Source organism: Tamlana sp. 2_MG-2023, from assembly GCF_030548465.1.
Taxonomy (GTDB): Bacteria; Bacteroidota; Bacteroidia; order Flavobacteriales; family Flavobacteriaceae; genus Pseudotamlana.
In genome coordinates, this window is sequence record NZ_JAUOSF010000002.1 from 112,683 (window position 1) to 125,626 (window position 12,944).

At 33.7% G+C, this 12,944-nt stretch carries 9 protein-coding genes; 1 reads left to right on the top strand and 8 read right to left on the bottom strand.

The annotated features are described in order from the left end of the window. Position 1 precedes the first annotated feature (1 nt). Entirely contained in the window at positions 2-1,414 is a 1,413-nt protein-coding gene (gene rlmD, locus Q4566_RS03600) for a 23S rRNA (uracil(1939)-C(5))-methyltransferase RlmD (protein WP_303418333.1), read from the bottom strand. Positions 1,415-1,674: 260 nt separating this feature from the next. Here rlmD and rocD point away from each other — a divergent pair, with 260 nt between their 5' ends. After that, on the top strand, positions 1,675-2,919 hold the full coding sequence (gene rocD / locus Q4566_RS03605) for an ornithine--oxo-acid transaminase (RefSeq protein WP_303418334.1): 1,245 nt from the start codon (positions 1,675-1,677) through the stop codon (positions 2,917-2,919). A gap of 230 nt (positions 2,920-3,149) precedes the next feature. On the opposite strand, the gene Q4566_RS03610 is transcribed toward rocD, so the two are convergent. The 7 genes from Q4566_RS03610 to Q4566_RS03640 all read right to left on the bottom strand — a co-directional run bounded on the left by Q4566_RS03610 (position 3,150) and on the right by Q4566_RS03640 (position 12,456). After that, entirely contained in the window at positions 3,150-5,153 is a 2,004-nt protein-coding gene (locus Q4566_RS03610; RefSeq protein ID WP_303418337.1) for a BCCT family transporter, read from the bottom strand. 231 nt (positions 5,154-5,384) lie between these two features. After that, positions 5,385-5,627, bottom strand: coding sequence for a putative signal transducing protein (locus tag Q4566_RS03615; protein ID WP_303418339.1), 243 nt, complete (start codon positions 5,625-5,627; stop codon positions 5,385-5,387). A gap of 262 nt (positions 5,628-5,889) precedes the next feature. Beyond that, the gene (gene pheT / locus Q4566_RS03620; RefSeq protein WP_303418341.1) at positions 5,890-8,316 is read right to left on the bottom strand and encodes a phenylalanine--tRNA ligase subunit beta; all 2,427 of its coding nucleotides are present in this window, start codon (positions 8,314-8,316) and stop codon (positions 5,890-5,892) included. 163 nt (positions 8,317-8,479) lie between these two features. Then, positions 8,480-9,574 carry an acyltransferase family protein gene (locus Q4566_RS03625; RefSeq protein ID WP_303418342.1) on the bottom strand — a complete coding sequence of 365 codons (1,095 nt, stop codon included), beginning with the start codon at positions 9,572-9,574 and terminating at the stop codon, positions 8,480-8,482. A gap of 12 nt (positions 9,575-9,586) precedes the next feature. Beyond that, complete coding sequence (locus Q4566_RS03630; protein WP_303418344.1) at positions 9,587-10,918, bottom strand: sugar MFS transporter; 1,332 nt, start codon at positions 10,916-10,918, stop codon at positions 9,587-9,589. 30 nt (positions 10,919-10,948) lie between these two features. Further along, the gene (locus Q4566_RS03635) at positions 10,949-11,671 is read right to left on the bottom strand and encodes a LytTR family DNA-binding domain-containing protein (RefSeq protein WP_216068607.1); all 723 of its coding nucleotides are present in this window, start codon (positions 11,669-11,671) and stop codon (positions 10,949-10,951) included. Continuing rightward, complete coding sequence (locus tag Q4566_RS03640; RefSeq protein ID WP_303418348.1) at positions 11,668-12,456, bottom strand: sensor histidine kinase; 789 nt, start codon at positions 12,454-12,456, stop codon at positions 11,668-11,670. Before Q4566_RS03640 ends, Q4566_RS03635 begins: the two co-directional genes overlap by 4 nt. Between the last annotated feature and the right edge of the window lie 488 nt (positions 12,457-12,944).

A 12,944-nucleotide genomic window follows, 5' to 3' on the forward strand; every position in this document is an offset into this window, starting at 1 on the left:
CCTAACGGCGCTCTAAAAGTACAACATTTTCCACATGAAACGTTTGTGGAAACATATCAACGGCTTGTGTTTTAATCACTTTGTACTGGGCGTCCATAAGTTCCAAATCTCTAGCTTGTGTTGCGCTATTACAACTTACATAAACTACTTTCTTAGGAGCAATGTTTAATATTTGTTGCACAACATCTTTATGCATACCGTCACGTGGTGGATCGGTAATAATCACATCAGGTTCACCGTGAGTTTCAATAAAGGAAGCGTTAAACACATTTTTCATGTCACCCACAAAGAATTCAACGTTGTCAATATTATTTAATTGTGCATTTTCTTTTGCGGCAGTAATCGCATCTGGAACAGCTTCTACACCAACCACTTTACGTGCTTTTTTTGCGACAAATTGGGCAATAGTTCCTGTACCTGTGTATAAATCATAAACCAGTTCATTGCCTGATAACCCAGCAAAGTTTCTTGTTATTTTATAAAGTTCGTAAGCCTGATCAGAGTTCGTTTGATAAAAAGATTTCGCATTTATTTTAAACTTCAAACCTTCCATTTCTTCAAAAATATGATCGTTACCCTTGTAGCAAATCACTTCTTGATCGTAAATGGTATCATTGGCTTTTCCGTTAATAACATATTGTAAAGAGGTTACTTCTGGAAATTTTTCAGCAATAAAATCTAATAGTAATTCACGTTTTTCTTTATCTTCTTTAAAAAACTGAACCATCACCATAATATCGCCTGTCGTAGAGGTGCGAATCATCATAGTACGCAGTAAACCTGTTTGGTTTCTGGTGTTGAAAAACTCTAGGTTATTTTCAATACCAAAGGCTTTAACGGCGTTTCTAATCGCGTTTGAAGGATCGGCTTGTAAATGACATTTATTCAAATCTAAAATCTTATCCCACATACCAGGAATATGAAAACCAAGTGCGTTTCTATCGCCTAAATCCTTATCAGATTGAACTTCTTCAAGTGTTAACCATCGGCTATCACTAAACGAAAATTCCATTTTATTTCTGTAAAAATATTGGTTTTCAGAACCTAAAATAGGCGTTACTTCAGGAAGTTCGATATGGCCAATACGGGTTAAGTTATTGGTCACTTCCTTTTGTTTGTAAAACAATTGGTGCTCGTAGGCCATATCTTGCCACTTGCAACCACCACAAGTACCAAAATGCTCGCATTGCGGGGCGGTACGTTTATCAGAGAGTTTATGAAAAACCGTTGCTTTTCCTTCATAATAAGCTTTACGCTTTTTAAACGTTTGTACATCTACAATATCGCCAGGAACAGCATTTGGAAGGAAAATAACCTTACCATCTGGTGCTTTTGCAATGGTTTTACCTTTTGCACCTGCATCTATTACCTCAACGTTTTCAAAAACTTGTTTTCTTGTTTTTCTTCTTGCCATGCTGCAAAAATAATGAACTCCTTTATACTTTATTGATTGAAGTTGAAAATAGTTATTTTCTTTTTGAAGTTTTCACTTCTAAAGTTATAAGATTATGATAAATATGCTTTAAAATACCCAATAATTAGTAATTTGCAGGTTCTAGGGATGATTTCTCTCCCACGCTGAATTTTCGAGACTTTTCGGAAGGATAAAGGTAGAGAAGGAATGGTTATTTTAAGCATCTATTAAGGTAGATGCAAACTTTTAAATTTTTTAAAATGGCTGTTTTAGACCAATTAACTTCGCAACAAGCGATTACATTAGAAAACAAGTATGGTGCACACAATTACCATCCGCTACCTGTAGTATTAAATAGGGGAGAAGGTGTGTATGTATGGGATGTAGAAGGTGAAAAATATTATGATTTTTTATCGGCTTATTCTGCTGTTAACCAAGGGCATTGTCACCCAAAAATTGTTAACGCCATGGTACAACAAGCCCAAACACTAACCTTAACTTCAAGAGCTTTTTATAATGATGCTTTAGGAAAGTTTGAAAAATTTGCTTGCGAATATTTTAACTTCGACAAGCTATTACCAATGAATACAGGAGCTGAAGCTGTAGAAACGGCATTGAAGCTTTGTAGAAAATGGGCATATGAAGTAAAAGGCATTGACGAAAATGAAGCTGAAATTATTGTTTGTGAAAATAATTTTCACGGAAGAACAACAACCATTATTTCTTTTTCAAACGATCCTATAGCACGTAAAAACTTTGGACCTTATACAAAGGGATTTATTAAAATTGATTACAATAACATTGATGCTTTAGAGGAGACTTTAAAGAACAACCCTAATGTTTCTGGATTTTTAGTTGAACCCATTCAAGGTGAAGCTGGGGTTTATGTTCCAGATGCAGGGTATTTAACTAAAGCAAAAGCGCTGTGTGAAAAGTATAATGTACTTTTTATTGCGGATGAAGTGCAAACGGGAATCGCACGTACAGGAAAATTACTTGCTGTAGATCATGAAAACGTAAAACCAGATGTATTAATTCTTGGTAAAGCGATTAGTGGAGGTGTTTATCCTGTTTCGGCTGTTTTAGCTAATGATCATATTATGAATGTTATTAAGCCTGGAAACCATGGAAGTACTTTTGGAGGAAACCCTGTAGCGGCAGCAGTTGCAACAGCAGCCTTGGAAGTGATTAGAGATGAAAACTTAGCCCAAAACGCTTCTGAATTAGGTGATTTATTTCGTGCTGAATTAAATAAATATATTGAAACCAGTAGTATCGTTAGTTTAGTAAGAGGCAAAGGCCTGCTAAATGCGATCGTGATTAATGATGATGAAGATAGTGATACCGCTTGGAATGTTTGCATGTCACTGAAGGAAAACGGCTTGTTAGCAAAACCAACACATGGTAACATTATCAGGTTTGCACCACCATTGGTGATGACTAAAGAACAATTGTTGGATTGTGTAAATATTATAACAACAACATTAAAGCAGTTTGAGGTTTAGTTTTTAAACACAACCTTAAATTGAGTAGGAACAAAAAATCCAGTGAATAGCGTTCACTGGATTTTTTTATGTTTATTGTCTAGTCAATGTAGCTACGATGTAGTTTCACTTTTAAACGAGTAACTTACCAATTAAGAGTCAAGACAACAAAGGAGGAGTAAGCCTCATACTTCAAAAAATAGAATAATTATTATTATTAATCAGTTATTATATTGAATCAGTATTAAAATTTAGCGCAACCTACTATTTGCATCTGTACTTACAAACATGGCATTTTTATCTTCAGAAATAATTTCAATAAAACGCTCGTAATGCTTTATAACATCGGAAATGAGTTCATTTTTAGTAAATAAGTATACATTATAACCATCTCGGCCATCATTAAAATAAGTCATAGGTATATAAGCGGTGTCATTTTCTATACCGCTAAAATTATCATCGTTTACTAAAAGTTCGGAAACAGATTTTGATTCCTTCTTTACACCATAAAGAAAATTGTTAACCATATCGTGTTGAATTTCAATTTCGACACGTGTAGGGTTTTCAAAAGCACTTACTTTGGCTTCAACATCATTGTTTTTAAACTCCTCTTGGAGTTCAACAAAGGCTTTGTGTACGGTGCTTTCAATAAATGTATTGGTAGATTTCTTGTCTTCATAGGTTATGACTTGCTGTAGCCTATTTTTCCATAAAGTACCAGACCATGACGTTGTGGCTATTGAATACTCCGTGTCGTAATAATTTTTGTCTAAAACAAGTGCTTTTACCAAGCAAATAATAAACAGTAAAACGATAATCGAAAAAGGTAGCGCTGTGATAAGCGTCATGCTTTGTAGGGCTTTAAGTCCACCCGCATTGAGTAAAACTAAAGCTAAAATAGCTAATAGAATACCCCAACTTGCGGTCTGCCATTTTGGAGAAATTTTAGCATTTTTTGTAGAAATACTATTCATAACAAACATGCCTGAATCTGCTGAAGTTACAAAAAAGATTATGATAATAGCAATAACTAAAAAGCTCATTAATTCGGTTAAGGGCAGGTAATCTAAAAACTCAAACATTAAAGCGTCTGGGTTTCCAGATAAAAGTCCAAGAGCACCATCAGCAATGTTCATATCTAGCCATATGGCACTGTTTCCAAAAACAGTCATCCAAATAAAATTGAATAGGGTAGGTACAATAAGTACAGCGGCTATAAATTCACGTATGGTTCTTCCTTTTGAAATTTTAGCTATAAATATACCAACGTAAGGAGACCAAGAAATCCACCAAGCCCAATATAAAATGGTCCAATCATAAAACCATTGTTGGGTAGATGCTTCATACACATGCGTATTAAAGGTGAGACTAAAGAAATTTGTGATATAATTACCTAAACCTTCGGTAAAACTTCCTATTAAATAAACCGTAGGTCCTAAGAATAAAACGAATAGAAGTAGTAAGACGACACCTATGATATTAATGCTGCTTAATAATTTTACACCTTTATCTAATCCTGATACAGCTGAAATAATGGAAAGTGATACTAAAACGGTCACTATTATTATTTGAATGGTAATATTATGGTCTTGAACAACATTTAAAGTTTGTAAACCTGAATTTATTTGTACTACACCAAAACCTAGTGTTGTTGTAATGCCGAAAAAAGTGCTGCATAATGCAAATACATCAATGGCGTTTCCCCATTTACCTTTTATTTTATCTTTTAAAAGCGGATATAAACAGCTTCGTAATGAAAGCGGGAGTTTGTAACGGTAGGTGAAATAGGCAAGAGATAAGCCTACCATACCGTAAATGGCCCAAGCGTGTATGCCCCAATGAAAAAAGGTGTAAAGTTGTGCGTCTTTAGCACGTTGTATTTCATCTTTAGCCGAAAACACTTCATTTGTAAAATGTTGCATGGGTTCAGCGACACTAAAATACATGAGTCCAATTCCCATACCAGCAGCAAAAAGCATAGAAATCCATGAGAAAAAAGTGTACTCAGGCTTACTGCTGTTACTGCCTAGTTTTATGTTTCCGTATTTGCTAAACATTAAATAAACTAAAAAGATTACAAATAATGTCACAGACCAGACATACACCCAGTTTAAATTTATGAAAATGAAAGATTTTATCTGATTTAAAAGATTTTCAGCAAGGGTAGGGTAAATGGCAGAAATTAAACAAATGACTAAAATGAATATTAAACTAGGAATTGTTATTCCTTTATTGAGGGTGGTTTTTATATACATAATCTATTGTTGGTTAACATGAAAATCTCATGAAAAGATACACATTCATAATGTTTATATAAATTATGAAGGGATAAAATTTCGTACTATGTTATAAATAAGTGGATTAATGATGGTTTTAATTGCAAAAAAAATCCAGTAAAAATAATTCACTGGATTTTTTATAAGATTTTTAATTTTGCTTTATCAACCATAATGCTGACGATGTTTCAGCAGTTTGAAGTGTTTATTTTAATTATCTTCCAAGCTAGCGGTAATGCTGCTAACAATTTCAAGCGTTTTTGTGAGTTCGTCGTTGTTTACAAAAATCTCCTGAAAACCAGGAAAAGTTCCTCCACCAAAGCCTGCAAGTCGTGCAGATTCTGTTTGATCTTTTACAATCGGACTAATATTTTCATTTTCCAATTCGGAAACAATACGTTTTACAATAATAAAATCGCCAGTATATACTTTTGTGAAATTTGAATCAGACATGATATTAGGTTTTTGTGTTCTATACTAAAGATACGAAATATTATTAATAGTGGATAGTAGCTAGTTGTATTGTTTTAAGTTGAAATTTGGGTAGAATATCTGGTCGAGACTCACTTCGAAAATTTTGAAAAACGTTGGAACTCATCGCTAAAGTTGATGAGAACCTGAATCGAGTTCAGGTTGACGAATAGCCTAAAAAGCAAAAAAGCCATATCAACATTAATGATACGGCTCTTTCTTTATAAATAGTTTTAATAGCAATCTATCTCAGTTCAGCTCCTAATTGTGTTTCAAAAGTAGTTTGAAGCTTCTTCATAATTTTATCAATTTGCTTATCGTTAAGCGTTTTGTTTTCATCTAAAAGTGTGAAACTAACCGCATAACTCTTTTTTCCTTCTGGTAAGTTTTTACCTTGATAAACATCAAACAAATTTACGTCTTTTAAAATTTGCTTTTCACTTTGTTTTGCAAGTTTGTAGATAGCTTCAAACGTAACGTTATCATCTAATAACAGGGCGAAATCGCGACGAACTGGTTGGAATTTAGGTATGGCCTTAAACTTAATGTTGTTATGTTTAACAACGTCTAAAATAGCATCCCAATTAAAGTCAGCATAAATAACCTCTTGTGATATATCGAAATGTTTCAGAATAGGTTTCTTTACAATTCCGAAATCAACTAATTTATTTTTCCCTAAGCTAATGGTTAATCCTTCAGAAAATAAATCGTTAGAAATAGGAGTTTCTTTAATTCTTGAAATACCTAAACGCTCTAAAACGGCGATGGTAAGGCCTTTCATTAAAAAGAAATCACTCTTTTTATTTTGATCATGCCACTTTTCAGCACTTTGATTACCAGTTACAAAAAGAGATAAATGCTTAAACTCTTCACGTTTATCTCCGTAACCATGGTAAGTTTTACCAAATTCAAAGAATTTTAAATCACCACGTTTTCTATTGATATTAAATGAAATCGATTCTAATCCAGAAAACAATAAAGATTGACGTAAAACAGATAAATCACCACTTAAAGGATTTAACATTGTAATATTATGTTCATCTTGTAATTGTTCGCTAAGCTTAACGTAATTAGGTGTGGTTAACGAGTTTGAAAGGATTTCATAAAAGCCTTGAGACGCTAATTGGTTCCCAATAATATTTTGAATTTTATAATCTTCAAAACGAGAGGTTGTCGCGATAGAAGCATTTAATTTCTTAGTGGTTTTTACGTTGTTATAACCGTAAACTCTAAGAATTTCTTCTATAATATCTGCTTCACGTTGCACATCATTTCTGTATGCAGGAACGGTTAAACCTAAACCAGTTTCGGTAACGTTATTTACTTTTATTTCTAATGAAGATAAAATACGTTTAATAATTTCCTTCGGAATTTCTTCACCGATTAATTTTTTTGCATTTTCGAAGCTTAAACGAACTTCAAAATCATTTATCTTTTTCGGATAAAAATCTATAATATCGCTTGTTATTTCGCCGCCAGCAATCTCTTGAATTAGCAAAGCTGCACGTTTTAAAGCATATTCTGTAATGTTCGGGTCGATACCACGTTCAAATCTAAAAGAAGCATCGGTGTTTAAAGCATGACGTTTGGCTGTTTTACGAACACTCACAGGATTAAAGTAAGCACTTTCTAAAAAGATGCTTGTAGTACCTTCGGTAACTCCTGAATGTGCGCCTCCAAAAACCCCTGCAATACACATTGGTTTTTCTGCATCACAAATCATTAAATCATCGGCGTGTAATTCGCGTTCAACACCGTCAAGTGTTATAAATTTAGTTCCAGCGTCTAAGGTCTTAACTTCAATTTTGTTGCCTTCAATTTTATTAGCATCAAAAGCGTGAAGCGGTTGCCCTAAATCATGTAAAACATAATTGGTAGCATCAACGATATTGTTTATTGGACTTAAACCTATAGCTTTTAAACGGTTTTGCAACCAAGCCGGTGATTCCTTTACTTTTAATCCAGAAATTGTTAGTCCGCAATAACGTGGTGCTAACTCTTTATCTTTGACATCAACATCAATTTTTAGGATACGACTTCCAACATTAAACGCACTTACCGATGGGGTAATTAATTCAACATTTATTTCTTTCTGAGCTAAACCTGCTTTTAAATCCCTGGCAGTACCATAATGACTCATGGCATCGGCACGGTTTGGTGTTAAACCAATTTCAAAAACTTGGTCATTTTCAACATCATATAAATCAGCAACAGGCGTTCCAACAGCAATTGCATCATCTAAAACTAGAATACCGTCATGAGATTTTCCTAAGCCTAATTCGTCTTCGGCGCAGATCATTCCAAAACTAACTTCACCTCTAATTTTTCCTTTTTTGATGGTCCAAGCTTCACCTTCTTCAGTATAAAGCGTAGTACCAATTGTAGCTACTGGTACTTTTTGTCCAGCAGCAACATTAGGAGCGCCACAAACAATTTGTAGCGGCGAATCTTCACCAATATTTACTGTTGTGATTTTAAGCTTGTCTGCATTAGGGTGTTTTTCGCAAGTTAATACCTCACCAACAACAACACCTTCTAAGCCTCCTTTTACTGATTGAAAGGCATCTAAACCTTCAACTTCAAGTCCTAAATCTGTAAGTAATTCGCTAGTTTGTTCTGGTGTCCAATCTGTTTTTATAAATTGTTTTAACCAGTTATATGAAATTTTCATAAATATCTATCCTAATTTAAAGGCTGCAAAGATAAAATATTGAGGCAAGCATTCAAACAATGCGCTGCGATTTGTGAATATTAATTTTATTGAACCAAACGGAAGTTTTAAGTGGGAATTAATCTGTTGGATTTTGGTGTTTAAATGTTCTAAATTTAGCTTATTAAACCTTAATAAATATCTTCTTTTGATACATCCAATACCCTAAATAGCCGTAAAAGAATACTACAACAAGTGCATAAACTAAGGAAGCTAATTTCGCACTCAATAAATCTGGAAAAAATAAAGTGTTGTAAAGCCATGAATGTATGTTATGATTTTCATTCACTTTGATGCTATACATACATTTTGAAATAAAACTCGATAAGAAATATACAGTTATGGCATTGGTGCCAATATATTTGAAAATAGAACCAAATTTATATCGTTTCACATCTCTTAAATAATAAATAATAGCTAAAATAAGAGTCCCCCAGCCACTAGTTACTAGTACAAAACTGCTGCTCCAAATGGCTTTGTTGATCGGGAATAGAATACTGAAATTATAGCCTATAATTAGTAAAACAGCTGCAATTAATAAAAGTGGTTTAAAAGGAGATAAAAGGTCTAAAACCTTACCTATTAAAACGCCAATAAGGCAGGAAGCTATACTGGGAATAGTGCTAATAAGACCTTCAGGGTCGTAATCTGGCTGCCACATGTGTTTCTTTAGAATTTTTAAATCTAAATAATTGGCCCAGTTGTTTGAGGCTCTATCAAACGTTGGCAGTTCTCCTGTGTTTGACAATGGCACAAAACCTAAGAACAAATAATAGCCAATTAGTAATGTTAAGCCTATACCAAAAAGTTGTTTCCAATTGCAGTTTAAATAAAGTATAGACACTATAAAAAATACAATCCCGATGCGCTGAAGTACTCCAGGAATGCGCCAAGTTTCAAGATCAACTACAAAGGGGAAAAGTGGCGTAAACAAGTTTAGAAATAAACCTAAACCGATAAGTTTTAAACTTCTAATCCCAACTTTTTTATAAGTGCTAAGTGTGTTCGGTTTACTCTTGTAGGCATAATAAATGGAGATGCCTACAATGTATAAAAAGAAAGGAAATATCAAGTCTGTAGGAGTTAACCCGTGCCATTCGGCATGCAGGAGTGGGGCGTAAACATGGCCCCAATCTCCAGGTGTATTTACCAAAATCATGGCAATAATAGTCATACCCCGTAGAATATCTACGGATTCAATGCGCTTATTTGTAGTCATATAGCTTTTTGTTTAAGCTTTTTTTAGTCCGAGTGTATGACCGAAAAAAGCATAATAAAGAATGAACGCGTAACATGGCAATAAAATCCAATACCCGTAAGAAGCAGCTTCCGCAGTAGCGGCAACGGTATCACTTCCTAAAGCAATTAAATCTTCTTTTTTGCTATCTACCAACGCCCCATAAAGCGGCGGAATAATAGCACCACCAGAAATAGCCATAATTAGTAGGGCAGAGGCTGTTTTTGTGAATTTCCCTAAGCCTGTTAGTGCTAAAGGCCAAATAGCAGGCCACACTAAAGCGTTTGCTATACCTAAGGCAGCAACAAACAATACAGAAGTAAACCCTGTTGTGAATACAATACAAAACGATAAAAGCACGCCTAAGATAGCACTAGCTTTTAAAGCAGTTGCTTGACTCACGTATTTTGGGATTAAAAATACACCCACGGCATAGGTAGCTACCATCGCCATTAAGGTAAATAGGGTAAAAAATTTGGCGTCTTCAACAGGGATATCTAATGAAATACCATAAGAAATAATAGTATCTCCAGCGATAACTTCTACGCCTACATAAAGGAATAAGGCTAACACGCCCAACCATAAATGTGGAAATTGAAAGATACTAGACTTTGCTTTTTCACCAGTTTCGGAAACTTCAATAGGGGCAGCTTCAACATTTGGTAGCGGTGCCTTTAATATTAATAGCCCTAAAACTACTAACACCACAGCCATAATGAGATATGGTGTCACCACGCTGTCTGCCATTGTGTTTAGTAACGTTGCTTTTTCAGAAGCATCAACCAGAGTTAATTTTTCTTTTATCTCATCGATTCCAGATAATAAAATGGCTCCGAAAATCACTGAACCTAAAGCACCTGCTACTTTATTCGCAATGCCCATTATGGCAATACGTTTTGCGGCACTTTCAATGGGACCTAAAATAGTGATGTAAGGATTGGAAGCCGTTTGAAGTAAGGTCATTCCAGCGCCTTGTATAAAAATAGCAGTTAAGAACATCCAATAGGTTCTTGCTGCTGCAGCAGGAATAAATAATAAAGCCCCAACAGCCATAATAATTAATCCTAAGGACATCCCTTTTTTGTATCCTATTTTATTGAGAATATAAGATGCAGGCAAGGCCATTACAACAAAGGAAATATAAGAGGCTGAAGCCACTAAATATGATTGGGCATCGGTAAGTTCGTTAATGGTTTTCATGAATGGAATTAGGGCGCCATTGATCCAGGTTACAAATCCGAATATGAAAAATAGTCCCGCTATAATCATTATAGGAACTAAAGTGTTTTTTTCTGATGTAGAAGTAGTTGTTTGGTTATTAGACATGGTTGTTTTTTAAAATTCTTAATATTTGAGTTAGTTATCTTTATCGTCGTTTATATTGAAAATGCGTTCTTTAGCCTGTTTGGTGTAGTTTCGGCCTATAGGGATTTTTCTACTTGAAATTTCTACAGTATTGCCTTCTAAAGCACTAATTTTATTGATGGAAACCGTATAAGATCTATGAATACGCATGAAGTTAGAGTGTGGCAATTCTTCAGTAATCGCTGAGAGCGATTTGTGTACCACATGATCCCCTAGTTTCGTGATGACTTTAATGTAATCTTTTAGGCTTTCTATGTATAATATGTCGTTTAAATTGATTTTTATAAGTTTCTTATTGACTTTCAGAAAAATATGAGGTTCTTGTTGTAAGCTAGCATCAACCGCCATATTACTTACAAAAACTTGTTGGTATATTTTATTTACTGTTTTTAAGAAGCGATTAAAAGGTATAGGCTTAACCAAATAATCTAAAATATTGAGTTCGTAACTTTTAATAGCATATTCACGATAGGCTGTGGTAATAACGATAAGTGGTTTATAGCTTAGGTTATCTATAAATGCAAATCCCGACATTTCTGGCATATTGATGTCTAGAAAAATAACATCAATCTTTTCCTGTTCCAAAACACGATATGCTTTTAATGGATTGTTAAAAGTTTCAACTATCTCAATATGATCGAAGTTTTTTAAATGACTCTCAATTACCGTAATAGCAAGAGGTTCGTCATCAATAATAATGCATTTAATTTTCATTGGGTAGGTATTTTTAAATACAGTTTATATAAATTATCTTCTACTGTAGAGTACAAAACATAATTATTTGCAAACAGTAGATTAAGTCGTCGTTTAGCGTTTTGATTTCCTATGCCGCCGTTTTCTACTTTTAAAACATTGGGGTTAAAGTTATTTATAATATTAATTTCAATAAAACCAGAGTTCAAAACTTCAAAGCTCATGTTAATTTTAAGTTTATCATTCTGTTTCATACCGTGTTTAAAACAGTTTTCAACAAAGGAAAGTAAGAGTAGTGGCGGCACGCATACATCTTCAATATCTCCTGTAATGTCCATTTCGGCTTCAACACTATCATTAAACCGAATGCGTTCAATATCTATAAAGTTGTTGATATGATTTATTTCTTGAAGCAAACTGGCTTTTGAGCTTTTTACTTCATATAAAATGTATTGCATCATATCCGATAGCTTTAAAACCAGATGTGGTGCTCTATCCGATTTACTTAATGTTAAAGCATACAAGTTGTTTAATGTATTGAAGAAGAAGTGTGGCTGAATTTGAGTGCGTAAATATTTAAGTTCGGTACTCATTTGTAGTTTCGCTAAATCTTCATTAAGTCGTTTTTCAATGGACCAATCAATAACAATTTTAATGGCTGTTGTGAAACCAATCACATAAAGTTCACCTAAAACTACGGCAATAATATGATTCAGCTCCATAAAATTACCAGGTGTTTCTGCTTCTGGCCAAATTTCTTCAGTAACTAAAACATAGTTCAAGCCTGTTCTAACTAAGTAAACCATAAATAACATACTGGCTAGTGATAAAATATAAATCAGGTATTTTTTCCGAAGAATATAGCGTGGTATTAAATAATAGATATTGATATATACTATTATAATATGAATAGGGAATTCTACTAAGTTTGATTTTAGTGAATACCAATAGTCATTAAAATAACTCCCCCATCTTACAAAATTGAAAAGGAAGTAGCTCAACCAGAATACGATATGATATTTGATTGGAATGTTAACAGTCGATTTGTTATTATGTGTTGAAATAATTTTAGCTTTATGTTGATTTTGTTATTAAAATCTTATTAAGATTCAACAATTTTAGTGATATATTTATTAATTAGCAATAAAAAGACGAATACTTTGAAAGCCAATATGCACTAATCGTTTACAAAATGTTGTCTGTGTGTTAAATCGTGTCGTTTATATAAAATTTTTTAAAAGAAATTTAATATTAGATAGTTTGGCTCAACTTAAAAAAACAAAACAATCAAATT

Excerpts from the sequence above, each read along its gene's own strand:
- rlmD (WP_303418333.1), bottom strand. The coding sequence starts at position 1,414 with ATGGCAAGAAGAAAAACAAGAAAACAAGTTTTTGAAAACGTTGAGGTA.
- rocD (WP_303418334.1), top strand. The coding sequence starts at position 1,675 with ATGGCTGTTTTAGACCAATTAACTTCGCAACAAGCGATTACATTAGAA.
- Q4566_RS03610 (WP_303418337.1), bottom strand. The coding sequence starts at position 5,153 with ATGTATATAAAAACCACCCTCAATAAAGGAATAACAATTCCTAGTTTA.
- Q4566_RS03615 (WP_303418339.1), bottom strand. The coding sequence starts at position 5,627 with ATGTCTGATTCAAATTTCACAAAAGTATATACTGGCGATTTTATTATT.
- pheT (WP_303418341.1), bottom strand. The coding sequence starts at position 8,316 with ATGAAAATTTCATATAACTGGTTAAAACAATTTATAAAAACAGATTGG.
- Q4566_RS03625 (WP_303418342.1), bottom strand. The coding sequence starts at position 9,574 with ATGACTACAAATAAGCGCATTGAATCCGTAGATATTCTACGGGGTATG.
- Q4566_RS03630 (WP_303418344.1), bottom strand. The coding sequence starts at position 10,918 with ATGTCTAATAACCAAACAACTACTTCTACATCAGAAAAAAACACTTTA.
- Q4566_RS03635 (WP_216068607.1), bottom strand. The coding sequence starts at position 11,671 with ATGAAAATTAAATGCATTATTATTGATGACGAACCTCTTGCTATTACG.
- Q4566_RS03640 (WP_303418348.1), bottom strand. The coding sequence starts at position 12,456 with ATGGTTTACTTAGTTAGAACAGGCTTGAACTATGTTTTAGTTACTGAA.